This is a genomic window from Anoxybacillus pushchinoensis (assembly GCF_900111795.1).
GTDB lineage: Bacteria > Bacillota > Bacilli > Bacillales > Anoxybacillaceae > Anoxybacillus > Anoxybacillus pushchinoensis.
Window position 1 is genome coordinate 72429 of record NZ_FOJQ01000004.1, and the last position, 16926, is coordinate 89354.

General features: G+C 43.7%; 21 protein-coding genes and 1 riboswitch. Of the genes, 2 read left to right on the plus strand and 19 right to left on the minus strand.

Going from position 1 to position 16926, the window contains the following annotated elements:
* Positions 1-53: 53 nt before the first annotated feature.
* The 8 genes from rluB to BM213_RS02380 form a co-directional block, all read right to left on the minus strand.
* Entirely contained in the window at positions 54-791 is a 738-nt protein-coding gene (gene rluB / locus BM213_RS02345) for a 23S rRNA pseudouridine(2605) synthase RluB (protein ID WP_091700495.1), read from the minus strand.
* An 80-nt stretch (positions 792-871) separates the two neighbouring features.
* Complete coding sequence (locus BM213_RS02350) at positions 872-1405, minus strand: spore maturation protein (RefSeq protein ID WP_091700498.1); 534 nt, start codon at positions 1403-1405, stop codon at positions 872-874.
* Positions 1405-1998, minus strand: coding sequence for a nucleoside recognition domain-containing protein (locus BM213_RS02355; protein WP_003394414.1), 594 nt, complete (start codon positions 1996-1998; stop codon positions 1405-1407). The genes BM213_RS02350 and BM213_RS02355 overlap by 1 nt, the downstream gene beginning before the upstream one ends.
* Entirely contained in the window at positions 1991-3103 is a 1113-nt protein-coding gene (locus BM213_RS02360; RefSeq protein ID WP_091700501.1) for a D-alanyl-D-alanine carboxypeptidase family protein, read from the minus strand. Before BM213_RS02360 ends, BM213_RS02355 begins: the two co-directional genes overlap by 8 nt.
* A gap of 276 nt (positions 3104-3379) precedes the next feature.
* On the minus strand, positions 3380-3868 hold the full coding sequence (locus tag BM213_RS02365) for a YpuI family protein (protein WP_208601853.1): 489 nt from the start codon (positions 3866-3868) through the stop codon (positions 3380-3382).
* A 16-nt stretch (positions 3869-3884) separates the two neighbouring features.
* Positions 3885-4304: a hypothetical protein gene (locus BM213_RS02370; RefSeq protein ID WP_091700504.1), complete on the minus strand. Its 420-nt coding sequence runs from the start codon at positions 4302-4304 to the stop codon at positions 3885-3887.
* Between the two features lie 135 nt (positions 4305-4439).
* On the minus strand, positions 4440-5027 hold the full coding sequence (scpB, locus tag BM213_RS02375; protein WP_091700506.1) for an SMC-Scp complex subunit ScpB: 588 nt from the start codon (positions 5025-5027) through the stop codon (positions 4440-4442).
* Position 5028: 1 nt separating this feature from the next.
* Positions 5029-5760: a segregation/condensation protein A gene (locus BM213_RS02380; RefSeq protein ID WP_244149163.1), complete on the minus strand. Its 732-nt coding sequence runs from the start codon at positions 5758-5760 to the stop codon at positions 5029-5031.
* A 70-nt stretch (positions 5761-5830) separates the two neighbouring features.
* On the opposite strand from BM213_RS02380, the gene BM213_RS02385 reads away from it, so the two are divergent.
* On the plus strand, positions 5831-6337 hold the full coding sequence (locus BM213_RS02385) for a DUF309 domain-containing protein (protein ID WP_091700508.1): 507 nt from the start codon (positions 5831-5833) through the stop codon (positions 6335-6337).
* A 9-nt stretch (positions 6338-6346) separates the two neighbouring features.
* On the opposite strand, the gene BM213_RS02390 is transcribed toward BM213_RS02385, so the two are convergent.
* The 6 genes from BM213_RS02390 to BM213_RS02415 all read right to left on the minus strand — a co-directional run bounded on the left by BM213_RS02390 (position 6347) and on the right by BM213_RS02415 (position 11076).
* Positions 6347-6688, minus strand: coding sequence for a GNAT family N-acetyltransferase (locus tag BM213_RS02390; protein WP_091700510.1), 342 nt, complete (start codon positions 6686-6688; stop codon positions 6347-6349).
* A gap of 114 nt (positions 6689-6802) precedes the next feature.
* Positions 6803-7267 (minus strand): 6,7-dimethyl-8-ribityllumazine synthase, encoded by a 465-nt coding sequence (ribH, locus tag BM213_RS02395; RefSeq protein WP_091700512.1) that lies wholly within the window; start codon positions 7265-7267, stop codon positions 6803-6805.
* Between the two features lie 13 nt (positions 7268-7280).
* Complete coding sequence (locus BM213_RS02400; RefSeq protein ID WP_091700514.1) at positions 7281-8474, minus strand: bifunctional 3,4-dihydroxy-2-butanone-4-phosphate synthase/GTP cyclohydrolase II; 1194 nt, start codon at positions 8472-8474, stop codon at positions 7281-7283.
* 5 nt (positions 8475-8479) lie between these two features.
* Complete coding sequence (ribE, locus tag BM213_RS02405; RefSeq protein ID WP_091700516.1) at positions 8480-9118, minus strand: riboflavin synthase; 639 nt, start codon at positions 9116-9118, stop codon at positions 8480-8482.
* A 5-nt stretch (positions 9119-9123) separates the two neighbouring features.
* On the minus strand, positions 9124-10200 hold the full coding sequence (gene ribD / locus BM213_RS02410) for a bifunctional diaminohydroxyphosphoribosylaminopyrimidine deaminase/5-amino-6-(5-phosphoribosylamino)uracil reductase RibD (RefSeq protein ID WP_091700518.1): 1077 nt from the start codon (positions 10198-10200) through the stop codon (positions 9124-9126).
* 150 nt (positions 10201-10350) lie between these two features.
* A riboswitch (FMN riboswitch) is annotated at positions 10351-10483 on the minus strand.
* Positions 10484-10635: 152 nt separating this feature from the next.
* Complete coding sequence (locus BM213_RS02415; RefSeq protein WP_091700522.1) at positions 10636-11076, minus strand: peptidylprolyl isomerase; 441 nt, start codon at positions 11074-11076, stop codon at positions 10636-10638.
* Between the two features lie 124 nt (positions 11077-11200).
* Here BM213_RS02415 and BM213_RS02420 point away from each other — a divergent pair, with 124 nt between their 5' ends.
* Entirely contained in the window at positions 11201-12067 is an 867-nt protein-coding gene (locus BM213_RS02420; protein ID WP_091700524.1) for a DUF1002 domain-containing protein, read from the plus strand.
* A gap of 24 nt (positions 12068-12091) precedes the next feature.
* Here the strand turns inward: BM213_RS02420 and lysA are convergent, their stop codons facing one another.
* From lysA to spoVAD, 5 genes are all read right to left on the minus strand, one after another.
* Positions 12092-13411 carry a diaminopimelate decarboxylase gene (lysA, locus tag BM213_RS02425; protein WP_091700526.1) on the minus strand — a complete coding sequence of 440 codons (1320 nt, stop codon included), beginning with the start codon at positions 13409-13411 and terminating at the stop codon, positions 12092-12094.
* 69 nt (positions 13412-13480) lie between these two features.
* A complete protein-coding gene (locus BM213_RS02430; RefSeq protein WP_091700528.1) occupies positions 13481-14950 on the minus strand; it encodes a spore germination protein in 1470 nt (489 codons plus the stop codon).
* Positions 14907-15509 carry a stage V sporulation protein SpoVABEA gene (gene spoVAEA, locus BM213_RS02435; RefSeq protein ID WP_091700530.1) on the minus strand — a complete coding sequence of 201 codons (603 nt, stop codon included), beginning with the start codon at positions 15507-15509 and terminating at the stop codon, positions 14907-14909. Before spoVAEA ends, BM213_RS02430 begins: the two co-directional genes overlap by 44 nt.
* Positions 15506-15826 (minus strand): SpoVA/SpoVAEb family sporulation membrane protein, encoded by a 321-nt coding sequence (locus tag BM213_RS02440; protein ID WP_091700532.1) that lies wholly within the window; start codon positions 15824-15826, stop codon positions 15506-15508. The genes spoVAEA and BM213_RS02440 overlap by 4 nt, the downstream gene beginning before the upstream one ends.
* Positions 15827-15832: 6 nt before the next feature.
* Positions 15833-16840 carry a stage V sporulation protein AD gene (gene spoVAD, locus BM213_RS02445; protein WP_091700541.1) on the minus strand — a complete coding sequence of 336 codons (1008 nt, stop codon included), beginning with the start codon at positions 16838-16840 and terminating at the stop codon, positions 15833-15835.
* Positions 16841-16926: the final 86 nt, after the last annotated feature.

Sequence of the window (16926 nt, forward strand, 5' to 3'; positions counted from 1 at the left end):
ACAAGTTATCACTATATAAGTAATGAAAATTATTTGAACAAAATGTGACAAAATTATAATACGTACGGCGAACCAGCTAATGCAAGCGCACGCAATTGCTTCACTTCATGCGGCGACAGTTCTCGATAATCTCCCGGATTCATCCCTTTCAAGTCTAAAAACGCATAACGTTCCCGCTTTAACTTTAAAACAGGATGTCCAATCGCTTCGAACATGCGGCGCACTTGACGATTTCTCCCTTCATGAATGCGAAGTTCAACGATCGCTGTCTGTTTCCGTTTGTCAATTGACAATACTTTCGCTTTCGCTGGCGCTGTTACCCCATCTTCTAGCACAACACCTTTCTCAAGCTGTTTCACTTTTTCGCGTGCTGGGATGCCTTTTACTTTTGCAATGTACACTTTTTCAATTTCATAGCGCGGGTGCATTAATAAATTAGCAAACTCCCCATCGTTTGTCAGCAGCAACAATCCAGACGTATCGTAATCTAACCGTCCGATCGGATAAATGCGCTTGTTTACATGTTTAAAAAAGTCGGTCACTACTTTTCTTCCCTTCTCATCTTTTACGCTAGAAATTACACCGCGCGGCTTGTATAATAAATAATATACCGGCTCTTCGCGTTCGAGCGGAATGCCATCCACTTCAATGCGATCTTGTGGACTCACTTTCACCCCAAGTTCCGTCACAACTTTTCCATTTACTTTCACTTTTCCTTCGACGATCAATTGCTCTGCTTTTCTTCGCGATGCGATGCCAGCATGGGCAATCACTTTTTGTAATCGTTCCATTTCATTCACCTCACTATATAGTTTTACCATATTCGGTACAGGAGTTCAAAAATAAGAAAAAGCGATCGCAATGGACCGCTTCACTTTCCAAACATCCATAATACAACAACAAATGATACGATAAAGCTAACAAAGTCAGCAAGCAGGCCGACTTTTAATGCATCGCCCATTTTGCGTATGCCGACAGCACCGAAGTAAACGGTGAGCACGTATAACGTCGTTTCTGTACTTCCTTGAATCGTAGAGGCTAATCGCCCGATAAATGAGTCTGGACCATACGTCGCGATTAAATCAGTAACGATTCCGAGCGAAGCGGTGCCTGAGATCGGACGGATGATCGCAAGCGGAACGACTTCAGACGGCAGTCCGAGCGGGACGATGAACGGTTTTATATATGAAATAAAAAAATCAAGCGCACCGGAAGCGCGAAAAACAGAAACAGCAACGAGCATACCAACTAAATACGGAATGAGAGAAAAGGCGATTTGAATCCCTTCCTTTCCCCCTTCAACAAACGCTTCATAAGTCGGTACACGTTTGTACGTTCCGTGCAACAAAATGCACGCAATTAACGTTGGAATGAGCCAAAGCGATAAAAATTGAATAACGTGCATCACAGTCCTCCTTTTTTCCGCCTCCGTATGTAAAATGCACGGTCGATCATAATGGCTGATATAGTTGCAATAAGCGAGGCAACAAACGTTGTGCCGATAATTTCCCCGGGAGAAGCGGATTGATATGTCATTCGAATCGATATGACCGTTGCCGGAATAAGTGTAATGCTTGCCGTATTTAAAGCGACAAACGTGATCATCGAACGGCTCGGTTCGTCTGTTTGACCGTTTAATTGCTTCAATTGCTCCATCGCTTTAATGCCAAGGGGAGTCGCAGCATTGCCGAGCCCAAACATATTTGCGATCATGTTCGATAATATATACCCGAGCGCAGGGTGGTCAGGCGGCACTTCCGGAAAAATTTTTTTGGCAATTGGTCGAAACAAACGGGCAAAAAACGAAAGTAGCCCAGACTGTTCGGCAATTTTCATTAAACCGAGCCAAAAAACGAGCACGCTAATAAGCCCAATGCTAATTGTCACCGCTTCTTTCGCCCCTTGAAACATCGCCTCATTCACATCTTTGATCGTGCCGTTTATCGTAGCAAATACGAGCCCAATAATTAAAAGCGCAACCCAAATGAGATTAACCATCGCTGCCCACCCCTAACAGCCAATCAAAAAAAGAACGCTTTTTCTTTTCCTGCTTATAAAAAATAGGGGTGTCGTCAACTTTTTCGTTTCCGATGTATAGCTCAGCCCTTCCAACGACAGACGGCACGCCTGTCTCTTTCCAGCTCTCTTGTGGACGAAGCAATTTTCGCTCTAAACGAATTAACGACTCTTCTTTTTTTGTGACCGGATATATAAAATCGCGTGCAACAAACAAATGATGATCATAAAAAGGATCGTCCATATCTTTCACAATCGTATCTGCTTTAATCGTCACAAGTTCATAATTCGCAAATCCGTGCTCATACATAGCAATATGATCGTTCCAATCGTCCCCTGCGTTAATGGTGACTGCAATCAGTTCAAGACCATCTTTTGAAGCAGTTGTCACTAATGTGCGCTTCGCCCGCTTCGTATAGCCTGTTTTTCCACCTGTACAATATTCATATAAATGCGTCAATAACTTATTTTTGTTACGCCAAACCCGATCCCAATCTTCCGTCGGATTTGGGGCACGATACAATTTCGTTCCCGACACTTTGCGAAATTGTTCATTTTGCATTGCATATCGCATAAGTAGCGCCATATCATACGCAGTGGAATAATGGTTTTCGGCATCGTCTAACCCGTGCGGATTCGCAAATTGTGTATTTGTCATCCCGATTTCCGCTGCTTTTTCGTTCATTAAAAAGACAAACCCTTCAACGCTGCCACCCACGTGTTCAGCGATTGCCACCGCTGCATCATTTCCAGAACGAAGCATGAGCCCATATACTAAATGTTTGAGCGCAATTTTCTCCCCTTGTTTCAAATAAATAGAGGACCCTTCTGTGCGAACCGCCCGTTCACTTACTGTCACAATCTCTTCCCATTTTCCTGATTCAATCGCTAAAATGGCGGTCATAATTTTTGTAATGCTCGCAATGCGTCGTTTCGTATGGGCATCTTTTTCAAATAGCACTCGTCCTGTCGTTTGTTCCATTAAAATCGCGCTTTTCGCACTAACCGACATCGCCTTCGCTTCATTCGGAAAAAGCGAACAAAAAAAACAAAGCACGATCATCCATATGAACCATTGCCGTCGCATACACTCTCATCCCTTTGTCCGTTTTGTACAAGTGTATGCGCCAGTCAATGATGTATGACAAAAAGACCGCTACATGACGCGGTCTTTTGCTTTTACAAATCGTCGCGCGACATCTCCCCGTTCCGAGTTCCACCTTTAATTCGTCAACCACCTCTTCCTCTACAAATGACTTTACACGCTCAAGCCACGCTTACACGTTATGAATATATTGTTGCATACTCCCACCTCCCTCGGCATCATATGCAACAAAAAAAAGAAGCTGACACACGCAGCTTCTTATTGCGATTGAATCATTTTTGTTCGGTAGTCTGTTTCATAAAATTCGAGTTCTTCCCGCATCGTTTGAAAATCAGCCTCAATCGCATGGAGCAATTGTTGTAACGATGGAGGAGCAGGTTGTCTCAATTTAATTGAATGTCTTCCTGTATACGCTGAGCGACTATCTTCATACCATAAATCGCGTTTTGGCGTAAAAAATTCCGCCACACATGAATGATAAATTTTGTATAACGCTTGTTCCGCGGCAGCTTTTCGAAACGGCTCTTCTTGAAGGACGATGCGACATGCGTCAATTCCCTCTTCACCATATACGGCTAAACGGCGTAAATCCGAAAGCACCCCTTCATAATAGTGACGATCGCCCGCACATTCCGCCTGCATTCGTTCAATCGTCGTTTCGTTTAAATAACGAGTAATTTGCTCGACAATGCGACTCAACAATTGCTCGACTTGCTTCGTTTGATTCAAAACAATAGTGTTGCCCATATGCATCCTCCCTTTTTTACGGTTGTGCAATAAATAAAAGCGGTGATTTCACATCGTACGCTTGTTGCTTCGCAAGCGACTCAAAAACTTCCGGCAGTTTGGCGAAGTCGATCGATGAAAAATAGCGACGAAGCTCTTCTTCCTCACTTACATATACACGTTTTCGCGTCCGAAGTGATGGATCGACGAGCAAACAGACGAGCGCGACAATGTCTTTAAAATATACGTCTTTCCCACTTGCTTGAAATACAGGATCTTGTTCATAAGGCGTCCATTCAAAAAAACGTTCATCAAAATAACGAACATATAGCACATGCAACGTTCGCTCTGTTCCATCGTCGTCAACAAACGTCACTTCCGAACGGTTAAAAAAATCTTCCGACGTATTCGGCTGTGCTTTTTGCAGTTCATAGCCATGACAAGAAATAATTTTCACAAACAATACACCCCTTTTTCCAACAACGAAGCTACATTTATTTTACCATAAATTATGAATCATGCGAAAAATTTTATCATTCCTATAAAAAAAGAAAAAACAGGCACACAAAGATACCTGTTTTTTCAGGCTCAGTCACCGCTGTTCGCCCGCTTCTTGCAGTTGTTCGTTTAGACGTTCGAAAAATAAGTCGGCTTCGCGTTCTTCCTCTTGCTCGTCCCATTCTGGGAGAGGTGGAAGTTCGTCTAATGTTTTTAAACCAAAATAATCTAAAAACTCTTTCGTTGTCCCGTATAAAATTGGACGACCTGTTCCTTCTGCACGACCGACTTCTTTAATTAACGCTTTTCCTAATAGGGTTTGAAGCGGTTTGTCGCTTTTCACGCCGCGAATTTGTTCAATTTCTGCGCGCGTAATCGGTTGGCGATAGGCGATGATCGCTAACGTTTCAAGCGCAGCTTGTGACAACGATGATGTCGTTGGTGACTCGACAAGCTTTTGTAAATACGGCGCACATTGTTTTTTCGTTGCAAGCTGAAGCGTCCCTGCCATTTCCACGATCATAATCCCGCGCTCATCTACATCATACATGTCTTTCGCTCGTTGAATAAGCTCATATACTCGCTCTTCCTCTACATCGAGTACATCAGCTAATTGCTTATACGTCAATCCTTCTTCACCTGCCGCGAACAATAACGCCTCAATTACTGCGAATTCATTCATCTCAATCACCTTTTCGTCGAATGTATAAATCAGCAAAATTGCTTTCTTGCTCGACAATGATTTCGTTTCGTTTCATCAGTTCAAGCAACGCTAAAAACGTCACGACAATTTGCTCGCGATCGTCATACGGAAATAAATCGTAAAAGTTCATTCGTTCCCCGCTTTTTAATATATATATAATTTCTTCCATCCGCTGTCCGATCGGAATTTCTTGACGTGCTACTTTCGTATGAAGCGGCTTTTGTAACTTTTTGCGCCGCAACAACTTCGCCAACGCCCCAAGCATATCGTATACATCGACATCGAGAGCAAGCGGCGCACCGTTTTTCGCATAAGCGGTTAAATCGCTTGGCGGCTTCGTAAATAAAAGCGCGCGCTCTTCTTCTCGCTCGCGCAACTGTTTCGCCGCTTCTTTAAACTTTTTATACTCAATTAACTGTTGCATTAATTGTTCACGTGGATCTTCTTCTGGAATAAATATGTCGTCTTCCAGTGTATCTTCATGTTTCGGCAACAACATTTTGCTTTTCATTTCAATGAGTGTTGCTGCCATCACTAAATACTCGCTCGCTACATCGAGCTGCAATTCTTGCATCGCATGAATATAAGCCATATACTGCTCCGTAATTTGTGCAACAGGAATATCATAAATATCAATTTCATACCGATGAATTAAATGGAGCAATAAATCAAGCGGCCCTTCAAATTGATCTAATTTCACATGATAGTGCACATCAATCCCACCTTTATTCATAACTAATAGTATAATACAGATAAGCATACGAAAAAAAGGGGGCATTATATTGTATCCGAAGGCATATATCGACTATTTACTTCACTTTCACGCGACGCGCGATTATTTTGAATGCCATGAAGTGTTAGAAGAACATTGGAAACGAACGAATGAACAGGTATGGATCGGGCTTATTCAGCTCGCTGTCGGAATGTACCATTATCGCCGAGGAAATATCGCTGGAGCAAGACGAATGTTAACGAAAGCGGTAAACGCATGTGAAAAAGAAAAGCAGGCGTACGAATCGCTAGGCATTCATGCTGAGCAACTGCTAGCTCTCATTCATACATATATAAGACGAATGGATAATAGGGAGACGTATGAAAGTGCTTGTTTACCTATTGTCGATCGTTCGCTCTTACATATATGCCAACGACAATGCGAACAAAAAGGGCTAATATGGGGAAAAAAAAGCGACATGTCAAACGAATATATCATTCATAAACATATGTTGCGCGACCGAAGCGACGTCATCGCTGAGCGAGAACGGCAAAAACAAAAAAGACAGGGACGTTGATCCCTGTCATTATTCACATTTATCCAAAAATGGAGCGGTCATGTCATTGGCACATAACGTCTGATTTGGATACAATTCTTTTAACGCTTTCACCATTTGCTTCCCAATTCCTTGATGGCGATGGGACGGATTAACGCTAATATGTTGCACTTCAACCGCATGTTCGCGCACAATCGCACCAATAATGCCGATAAAATCTTCTCCTTCTTTCCATAGAAACAGCTGCCAATCGTCGTTTGTCTCATAATTTTTCATCGTTTGTTGAAGCTGCTTTAAGTCTTTTTCGTTTGGCATAAACGACAAAAGACCCATGGCAATTTTCTCATAGTTTTTTCGATAGCGAACTAGCATATGAATCCCTCATTATCGACAAGACTTATTGTTTACTCGCTATTGCTATTATAAACGGTCTTGTCGCTTTTTTAAACCTTTTTTATCGCGATCATATATTGACTATTTACTTACTTAAGAAAATGTACGCATCACATTCGCCATTTCGATGGCGCTTAATGCTGCCTCCCATCCTTTATTTCCTGCTTTCGTCCCAGCCCGTTCAATTGCCTGTTCAATCGTATCTGTCGTCAGCACCCCAAAAATGACCGGTACACCTGAAGAAAGGGCAGCATGGGACGTTCCTTTCGCCACTTCATTACATACGTAATCGTAATGGCTCGTTGCCCCGCGAATAACTGCACCAAGTGTAATCACTGCATCATATTTTTTCGACTCTGCCATTTTTTTCGCTACAAGCGGAATTTCAAACGCACCTGGCACCCAAGCGACGTCGATATCATGTTCCGCTACCCCGTGACGTTTCAAGCCATCGAGCGCACCACCGAGCAACTTGCTTGTAATAAACTCATTAAATCTCGCAACGACAATTCCGACTTTTAACCCTGTTCCAACTAAATTTCCTTCATATACGTTCATGCCATTCTCCTCCTTAAAGATGCAACATATGTCCTAGTTTTTCGTATTTTGTCCGCAAATAGCGCTCGTTATGGCGCTTCGCTGGCATTTGTAGCGGAACACGCTCAACAACTTCTAATCCGTATCCTTTTAACCCAGTAATTTTGCGCGGATTGTTCGTCAATAAGCGCATTTTTGTCACACCTAAATCTTTTAAAATTTGCGCGCCAATTCCATAGTCGCGCAAGTCTGGGGCGAAGCCGAGCTTTTCGTTTGCCTCGACCGTATCATAGCCTTGCTCTTGCAACTTATATGCGCGCAATTTGTTTAACAAGCCGATACCGCGACCTTCTTGGCGCATATATAACAACACTCCACGACCTTCTTCTTCAATTTGCGCTAACGCTGCATGAAGTTGAGGACCACAATCGCAACGATGCGAACCGAACACGTCCCCTGTTAAGCATTCCGAATGGACGCGCACGAGCACTGGCTCATCTGGAATGATTTCTCCCTTCACAATTGCGATATGTTCCTTACCGTCTAACGTGTTGGAATATCCAATCACTTTGAACTCGCCAAAATCGGTCGGCAACGAAATTTCCACTTCACGTTTAATCAATTTTTCTTTCCGATTGCGATATGCGATTAAATCTTTAATCGTAATCATTTTCATATCAAATGTTTCCGCTATTTGTTTTAAATCAGGCACACGCGCCATCGTCCCATCATCTTTTATAATTTCACAAATGACTCCTGCTGGCTTTGCCCCACAAAGACGAGCTAAGTCTACAGCGGCTTCCGTATGACCTGCCCGCCGCAACACGCCACCTTTTTTCGCCACAAGCGGAAAAATATGCCCTGGTCTTTTAAAATCGCTTGCTTTCGCTTCTGGATTTAACATTTCTTGAATCGTCAACGAGCGCTCAAACGCGCTAATGCCCGTCGTCGTTGCTTTATGGTCGATGCTGACGGTAAACGCTGTGCCGTGCGCATCTGTATTATGATTGACCATCGGTGCTAAATCGAGCCGATCGGCCAATTCTTCTGTAATCGGCACACAAACGAGACCGCGACCGTGCGTAATCATAAAGTTGATTACTTCCGGCGTTGCTTTTTCTGCAAGCGCCACAAAATCGCCTTCGTTTTCACGATCTTCATCATCACAAACGATAATAATTTTTCCTTGCATTAAATCATAAATCGCCTCTTCAATTGTATGAAACATTTCGCTCACTCCTTATATCCGTGCTCTTGCAAAAATTGCAACGTCAACCCGTCATGCTTACCGGCAACGAACTGTTCTACATACTTACCAATGATGTCACATTCAATATTGACGATATCGCCAACCTTTTTTGCCCCTAAAATCGTCGCTTCTTGCGTATGCGGAATGAGTGAAATCGTAAACGTTCGATCCGTTAAACCGAAAATCGTTAAACTTGTGCCGTCAACCGCAACAGAACCTTTTAAAATCATGTATTTGCGCAAATGACCCGGCACTTCAATGTCATAATACACCGCGTTAGCGACAGGTTGTTTGCGAACGATACGTCCAACACCATCGACATGCCCAGAAACGAAGTGACCGCCAAAACGACCGTTCGCCGCCATCGCCCGTTCTAAATTGACTTTCGCTCCTACCGTCAGCGTTTTTAATGACGTTGCACGCACCGTCTCCGGCATGACATCAACTGTAAAGAAGCGATTTGTAAACGATGTGACAGTTAAACAAACACCGTTCACTGCAATGCTGTCACCGAGCTGCACATCTTGTAGCACTTTATGCGCTCCGATCGTAAAAACGATCGCATCACCTGTTTGTTTCATTTGTTGAATGGTTCCTATTTCTTCAATAATTCCTGTAAACATGGCGATCATCCTTTAGCAACGATTTTAATATCCGATCCGATCATCTCAACATGTTTCACTTGCAAGCGAAGCGCATCCATCATTCGACCAAAACCTTCCCCACCGATTGCTGAAGGGGCTTCGTTGCCACCGATCAACGTCGGGGCGACATAAGCGATGACTTGTTGAACAGAGCAAGAAGATAAAAAGCTTCCATGCACATGCGCTCCACCTTCAACGAATATGGACATGACGTTGCGCTTACCAAGTTCACGTAAAAGAGATGGAATATGAATCGTATGTTCATTCATACGAATGAATTGTACTCCCGTTTGTTCATACGGCTTCATTTGGTCTTCCGTCACATGATGCCCGACGACAATCCATGTTGGCGCCATGTTGTCTGTTACGATGTTCGCTTGAAGCGGTGTGCGCAAATGTGTATCGAGCACAACTCGAATCGGCTGTTTTCCTTCGTGACCAAATCGAACGGTTAAGCTCGGATTATCTGCTAAAATGGTGCCGACGCCGACAACGATCGCGTCGTGCTGCTTTCGCTCACGATGCACATCGCGACGCGCCTCTTCAGACGTAATCCACTTGCTTTCTCCCGTTTTCGTGGCAATTTTCCCATCTAAACTCATCGCATATTTTAATGTCACATACGGGGTTTTCGTTGAGATATAGTGAAAAAACATTTCGTTTAACACATCCGCTTCTTCTTTCAACACCCCGACGGTCACATCAATTCCCGCTCGCCTTAATTTTTCAATACCTTTTCCCGCGACGAGTGGATTCGGATCTGTTGTCGCCACGACAACGCGCTTCACCTTTTTTTCAATTAACAAATCGGCACATGGTGGCGTTCTCCCATAATGACTGCACGGCTCAAGCGTCACATAAACAGTTGCACCTTCCGCTTTCGCGCCTGCCATACGCAGCGCATGCACTTCCGCATGTGGCTCTCCTGCTTTCAAATGCGCTCCAAAACCGACAACTTCGCCATCTTTTACAACGACCGCACCGACAAGTGGGTTTGGAGACGTTTGACCACGCGCTGTTTCAGCTAGCTGTAATGCTAAGCGCATATATCGTTCGTCCATTTTGCACCACCTTTCCTGTATAACATAAAAACCCTAGGAACAACGTCCTAGGGCAAGATGTATATAAAAGATCGCCTTTTTCGCATAGAAAAATAACCCATCGCCGACCGTTATTTTCCAAATAAGTGGAATAAGTGGCGTGAGTTTTCGGCAATCCTTCTCCCATCCAGACTATACTGTCGGCTCCGGAATCGCACCGGATCATGCCTTAACGGCTCGCGGGCTGAGAAACGTACGTTTCATTACCGCCGGTCGGGAATTTCACCCTGCCCCGAAGGATGCGTATATTCCATTTTTATTCATTATAGCACAATAAAACGAAATGTCTATTATTTTGCAATAAACAGCCAATACGCCGCTCCCCAAACGAAGCTAACGAGCAAAAGGAGGAAAAACAATAACCAATTTTTTTTCATCTCCCATCCTTCCTTTTCACTATTGTTCGTCCCACACTTTTACTTCTTTCATCACATCACCATTTTTCATCGCTTTGACAACGTCCATTCCACTAGTCACTTGTCCGAACACTGTATGTACACCGTCTAAATGTGGTTGCGGCTCGTGACAAATGAAAAATTGACAGCTTCCCGTATCTCGACCACGGTGCGCCATCGACATCGCCCCTTCAATATGTTTATGCGGATTGTTGTCCGTTTCACACGGGATGGTGTATCCTGCATCGCCTGTTCCGTTTCCAATCGGGCAGCCACCTTGGCTCACAAACCGTTTAATGACACGATGAAATGTCAATCCGTTATAAAACCCTTCATTCGCTAGTTTTTCAAAGTTCGCTACCGTCTTTGGCGCTTCGTTTGGAAATAGTTCAAACTCCACCTTTCCACCGTTCTCCATCATGATATAACCTTTTTTCTTCATTGAAACTTTCGCCACCTTTCTATCGTAAAAACAAATGTAGCTTCATTTTACTATATTTCGCTTCTATGTTCACGCAAATATTTGTACAATAGTACAGTACAGAGGAAAAAAGAAGGAGGCTTTCATGGTGAAAAAGTGGTTTACGATATTTACTCTATTGTTGTTTATTATTCCATCGATTACTTTCGCTGATGCGATTGAAGGGGATGTCATCATTACGCTTGGTGAAAACTTAACAGAGCAGCAAAAACAACAAATATTGAAAGAAATGAATGCACCAGACAGCGCTGAAATCATTACAGTTACAAATGCGGAAGAGCATAAATATCTCGGCGGCATCATTCCGAAAGGACAAATTGGAACAAAAGCCATTTCATCATCTAAAATTACTATTGGCGCGCCCGGCTCAGGGCTACAAGTCGAGACGAACAACATTAACTGGGTAACAAAAGAAATGTATATGAACGCGCTCATTACGGCGGGGGTGAAAGATGCGGTCATTTACATTACCGCACCATTTCCTGTATCAGGAACGGCTGCGCTGACAGGATTAATGAAAGCGTATGAACTTTCTTCAAACGAAGTCATTCCTGATGAAGTGAAAAAAGTGGCGAATGAAGAAATGGTGAAAACGGCGCAACTCGGTGAATCAATCGGCAACGACAAAGCGGTAGCGTTGCTTGCAAAGATTAAAGAAGAAATTGCGAAAAATCCCCCAAAAACTGATGCCGACATGCGTGCGCTTATTGAACGAATCGCTCAACAGCTTGGCATTACGTTAACGGAAGACGAAATCAATAGCTTACTTTCTTTATTTAACAAAATGAAAAACATCAACATCGATTGGAATCAAGTAAATGAACAGTTGGCCCAAGCAAAAGACAAGCTATCAGCCTTTTTGCAAACTGAAGAAGGTCGAACGTTCATTCAACGCATCGTTGACATTTTACGTGAAATATGGAATGCGCTCCGCGGCGCATTTGGAGCATAAAAATAACCGAGGCAACCGCCTCGGTTATTTTTTCACCCTCGCTTTTAGCGGCAAGTCGAGTCGAATTAAATCTTCGTACGTTTCACGTCTCACGACAAGCTCTGCCTCACCGTCTTCAACAAATACGACCGCTGGCCGCGGGATGCGGTTGTAGTTATTGGCCATCGCATATCCGTAAGCACCGGTACAAAAAACAGCTAAGTAGTCTCCTGGTTGCGCCTTTGGGAGCGGTAAATCCCAAATGAGCATATCACCTGATTCGCAACATTTCCCAGCTATCGCGACCAATTCTTCACAATGATCGTACATACGGTTAGCTAGCACCGCCTCATATTTTGCCTCATATAGCGCCGGGCGAATGTTATCGCTCATTCCTCCATCGACTGCGACGTATTGACGGACGTTTGGCACTTCTTTCCGAGAGCCGATCGTATATATCGTCGTTCCAGCATCCCCCACGAGCGAACGCCCCGGCTCAATCCAAATTTCTGGAAACGGAAGTTGGAAACGAGCAACGTTTCGCTTCACTTCTTCAATAATTTGCTCGACATATTGTTCTGGCGCAAGCGGGTCATCATCTTTCGTATAACGAATACCAAAACCGCCCCCGAGATTGACAACTTGAGCAGTAAAATCGTATGCATCACGCCATGAGGAAAGTTTTTCAAACAACTTTTTCGCTGCAAGTACAAAGCCTGTCGCATCAAAAATTTGCGAACCGATATGACAATGAATACCGAGCACATGAAGATGAGAAGAAGCGAGAGCGCGCTGCAACGCTTTATCCGCTTGTCCATTATGCAAATCAAAACCGAACTTTGAATCTTCTTGACCTGTTAAAATATAGTCGTGGGTATGCGCCTCAATTCCCGGTGTGACGCGCAATAAAATAGGCATCGTATATTCATGAGCAGAACAAAGTTGTTGCAGTAGCTCTAATTCGTAAAAGTTATCGACAACAATGCAACCAATTTTCGCCTCAATCGCCATTTGTAACTCTTCTTTACTTTTATTGTTCCCATGAAAATGAATACGTTCAACAGGGAAGCTGGCTGCTAAAGCAGTGTACAACTCGCCACCCGAAACTACATCAAGCGACAATCCTTCCTCTGCCATCAGCTGTACGATCGCTATCGTCGAAAACGCTTTGCTTGCGTACGCTACTTGCGCACGCACCCCATGTTTATGAAACATTCGTTTAAACGCCCGCGCCCGCTCACGAATAAGCGCAACATCGTAAATGTAAAGCGGTGTCCCATACGTGCGAGCAAGTTCAATCGCATCGACACCTCCAATTTGTAAATGACCACGTTCATTTATTTGCATCGTTCCATGCATAATTATACAATCCCCCTGATGATTCCGAAATAATTAAAGAAAACGTACCATAATTTTTGGTACGTTTCAACCTTTTTATGTCGGTTGTTTTTGCTTGTTTTGTGGATGAACGATACTCGGTCGAATGGAAGAACCAGCAACGGATCGTCGAACGATAATTTGCATAAACGCCCCCGGATCGAACGGAATAAATGGCCATAAATATGGTGTATTTAACGAGCGAATGTTGGCGAGAAATAGTAAAAATACGGTCACACCAATCATAAATCCAGGTATACCAAACAAAGCAATAACAACTAAAAATAAGAGACGGAAAATTTTATTTGCAATACTTAATTCATAACTCGGTGTAGCAAAAGAACCGATCGCAGCAATCGATACGTACAAAATGACTTCCGGCACAAACAGCCCAACATCAATAGCAATTTGCCCGATTAATGCGGCTGCAATTAAGCCCATCGCTGTCGATAATGGCGTTGGCGTATGAATAGCAGCCATTCGTAAAAATTCGATACCGATATCCGCAATCAAAAGTTGCACAAAAACAGGGATGTTCGTTTTTTCATTCGGACCAATATATGACAACTTTTCTGGCAACAATGACGGATCGAGTACGAATAAAAACCAAAGTGGTAACAAAAAGAGCGATGCGAAAATGCCTAAAAAACGCACCCAGCGTACGAACGTTCCGACCGCTGGGGATTGCCGATATTCTTCGGCATGTTGAACGTGGTGAAAATACGTTGTTGGCGTAATAATGACGCTTGGCGATGTATCGACCATAATAATAACGTGCCCTTCTAATAAATGGGTAGCAGCTACATCGGGCCGCTCTGTATACCGCACGAGCGGATACGGATTGTATCCTTGTTTCACTAAAAATTCTTCAATCGTTTTGTCTGCCATCGTCAACCCGTCAATTTTAATTTCATTTAACTCTTGTTTAATTAATTCAACAAGACCCGGGTCAGCTACGTCTTGAATGTATGCAATACAAATATCTGTTTTCGAGCGCTCACCAACTTGTATCATCTCGAAGCGAAGCCTTTCGTCACGAATGCGGCGCCGAGTTAACGCTGTATTGACAACAATGTTCTCAACATAGCCGTCACGCGCGCCACGCACAACTTTTTCCGTATCGGGCTCCTCAGGCGAGCGACCCGGATAACTTCGCACATCGACAGCAAACGCCTTCGTTTCCCCATCAATAAATAGTAAAATGAGACCAGTTAATAAAAAATCAACCGCTTCGTCTAAGCTTTTTACAAGGTTTACTTGCTGATGAACGAGACGATTTTCAATGATTTCGGGCAGCTTTACCGATTGTCGCTCACGATCGTTTACTTGAACGAGCATTTCGAGCAGTTCGATGATGTATTGCGTATCACAAAGACCGTTACAATAATATAGATGCACATCTGTTTTTAAAATGTGCAATTTACGCACACCTAAGTCGAAGCTCGTTCCGACCCCAATCGCATCTTTAAAAAACTGCTCATTTTCATTCAACTTCGGAGAAATCGGTATGCAACTTTCTATTTTCATCACGCCTACTCCTTTCAAGAATATATTCAATTGCTTTTCTCGTAATCGGACAACCGTTGCGAATATCGTCGCGACGTCTCATTTTTCCAATGTCCCCAATACCAACGACGATCGGAATCGATAATTCATCTAAGCAATATACAGTATCGCCATTGATTCGACCGACTTCCCACTCACAAATGCCTTCTTTATCTACACCGTACATGGTGAAATTCCCATCGTAATCGATGCAAACATGTACTTTTGTCCATTCTTGATTGTTCGTATCAGATGCTACTGCAATTGCACCTAACACATCGATTTGTTTATGCGTCGCGACATAGCGAAGCGCCTGTTCCCCTGCCCCTTCACCAATAATACCGCTATCGTCAAACATAACAAAGACAGGATCATACGGCGTCTGTAAAATAAAATCGACGAGCTGTTTACCTGTTAAACGTGATGGATTTCCTTGCGACTGGCTAATGCAGCGACCGCCGAGTTGCTTTGCTAACCATTCAAGCGCACGTTGCACATGCTGATCTCCATCTGTTACTAAAATCACTTTTCTTTTTTTCATTCCATCCTTCCTCTCGGCTTACAGACGAACGCGGTTACCCATGCAACAGCAATCGGAAAAGAAAGAAAAAAGACGACATTTGTAAAGTCCCCCGTTTTTACCGCTTGTATGCAAGAAGCTCCCATATGAACAAGCGTCGTTTCCACACCTGCATGCGCTAACGACTGAAACGAAGTGTACCATCCGACCACTTCTATGACCATACCGAGCAATATAAGTATCGTCATCGTACGGACGAACGACCATTTCACCAGTAATAATTGCCCAATAAACGATAATACTCCACCAACAACAAACGCATATACGTACGTTTCCATCCTTACTTATATCACCGCTTCGATTGAGATGGCATGAGCGATCGCTGGAATCGTTTGTCTTTGCTTCACCATCGTGCTATTGAACAATGCACCTGTCGCCACAACGAGCATTGTATTTATTTTTTTCTCTTTCATTTGCCGAAGAAAATAGCTATATGTGACGACCGCACAGCACGCGCAGCCACTACCGCCTGCAAACGCTTGTTGTTCTGCATCATAAATAAGCACACCGCAGTCTGTGTATCGGTCGCCTATGTTCATGTTCGCATCATCACATAACGACTTGAACTCGTTACTTCCTACTTTTCCTAAGTCTCCTGTCACAATGACATCATAAGATTGTAGAGAAAGGCCACAATCGACCAAATGTTGCTTTATCGTCGTAAACGCTGCTGGTGCCATCGCTCGTCCCATATCGAGCGGATCGGTCACACCGCTATCGACGACGCGACCGATCGTTGCCGAACGAATACGAAATGGCGAACGAGTCGTACTTAACAACGCAGCCGCCCCCCCTGTCACTGTCCATGATGCGCTTTCCCCTTTTTGCACACCGATTGTCGTCGGAAAACGAAACTGACGCTCAGCTGCCCCGTAGTGACTACTTGTAGCAACTAATACGCGCCGAGCAAACGTCCCATCAATAAATGTAGCAGCAACGAGCATCGCTTCCGTTATCGTTGAACAAGCGCTAAATACCCCTAAAAATGGAACGTTTAGTTCGCTTGCTACATAGTTGGCAGTAACAGTTTGATTCAGTAAATCTCCTGCAATAAATAAATCGACATCTTGAACGGATACGCCTCCATTTTCTAAACAAATCGTAATCGCTTCTTTCATAAGCCGCCGCTCTGCTAGTTCCCAACTTTGTTCCTCGCAATATAAATCACCGTATGCCCGATCAAATGATGAACCGAGCGGACCTTGACGTTCTTTTGGTCCTACAACCGTACCGACCGATTCAACGTAAATGTCGTTATCAAAAACGATTGTTTGTTCTCCCACTTTTTTCATCATCTTTGGCGAGGAGACCCCGACTTCTAAGCGAGAGCGAAAGTCGGGGAGGAATCGCCCTTCCTCCTTTCTTTTGTATATGATAG

Excerpts from the sequence above, each read along its gene's own strand:
- BM213_RS02400 (WP_091700514.1), bottom strand. The coding sequence starts at position 8,474 with ATGTTTCATACAATTGAAGAGGCGATTTATGATTTAATGCAAGGAAAA.
- ribE (WP_091700516.1), bottom strand. The coding sequence starts at position 9,118 with ATGTTTACAGGAATTATTGAAGAAATAGGAACCATTCAACAAATGAAA.
- BM213_RS02415 (WP_091700522.1), bottom strand. The coding sequence starts at position 11,076 with ATGAAGAAAAAAGGTTATATCATGATGGAGAACGGTGGAAAGGTGGAG.
- BM213_RS02420 (WP_091700524.1), top strand. The coding sequence starts at position 11,201 with ATGGTGAAAAAGTGGTTTACGATATTTACTCTATTGTTGTTTATTATT.
- BM213_RS02440 (WP_091700532.1), bottom strand. The coding sequence starts at position 15,826 with ATGGAAACGTACGTATATGCGTTTGTTGTTGGTGGAGTATTATCGTTT.
- BM213_RS02365 (WP_208601853.1), bottom strand. The coding sequence starts at position 3,868 with ATGGGCAACACTATTGTTTTGAATCAAACGAAGCAAGTCGAGCAATTG.
- ribH (WP_091700512.1), bottom strand. The coding sequence starts at position 7,267 with ATGAACGTATATGAAGGAAATTTAGTTGGAACAGGGTTAAAAGTCGGA.
- BM213_RS02390 (WP_091700510.1), bottom strand. The coding sequence starts at position 6,688 with ATGCTAGTTCGCTATCGAAAAAACTATGAGAAAATTGCCATGGGTCTT.
- BM213_RS02355 (WP_003394414.1), bottom strand. The coding sequence starts at position 1,998 with ATGGTTAATCTCATTTGGGTTGCGCTTTTAATTATTGGGCTCGTATTT.
- BM213_RS02360 (WP_091700501.1), bottom strand. The coding sequence starts at position 3,103 with ATGCGACGGCAATGGTTCATATGGATGATCGTGCTTTGTTTTTTTTGT.
- BM213_RS02350 (WP_091700498.1), bottom strand. The coding sequence starts at position 1,405 with ATGCACGTTATTCAATTTTTATCGCTTTGGCTCATTCCAACGTTAATT.
- scpB (WP_091700506.1), bottom strand. The coding sequence starts at position 5,027 with ATGAATGAATTCGCAGTAATTGAGGCGTTATTGTTCGCGGCAGGTGAA.
- ribD (WP_091700518.1), bottom strand. The coding sequence starts at position 10,200 with ATGGACGAACGATATATGCGCTTAGCATTACAGCTAGCTGAAACAGCG.
- BM213_RS02430 (WP_091700528.1), bottom strand. The coding sequence starts at position 14,950 with ATGAAAATAGAAAGTTGCATACCGATTTCTCCGAAGTTGAATGAAAAT.
- rluB (WP_091700495.1), bottom strand. The coding sequence starts at position 791 with ATGGAACGATTACAAAAAGTGATTGCCCATGCTGGCATCGCATCGCGA.
- spoVAEA (WP_091700530.1), bottom strand. The coding sequence starts at position 15,509 with ATGAAAAAAAGAAAAGTGATTTTAGTAACAGATGGAGATCAGCATGTG.
- spoVAD (WP_091700541.1), bottom strand. The coding sequence starts at position 16,840 with ATGAAAAAAGTGGGAGAACAAACAATCGTTTTTGATAACGACATTTAC.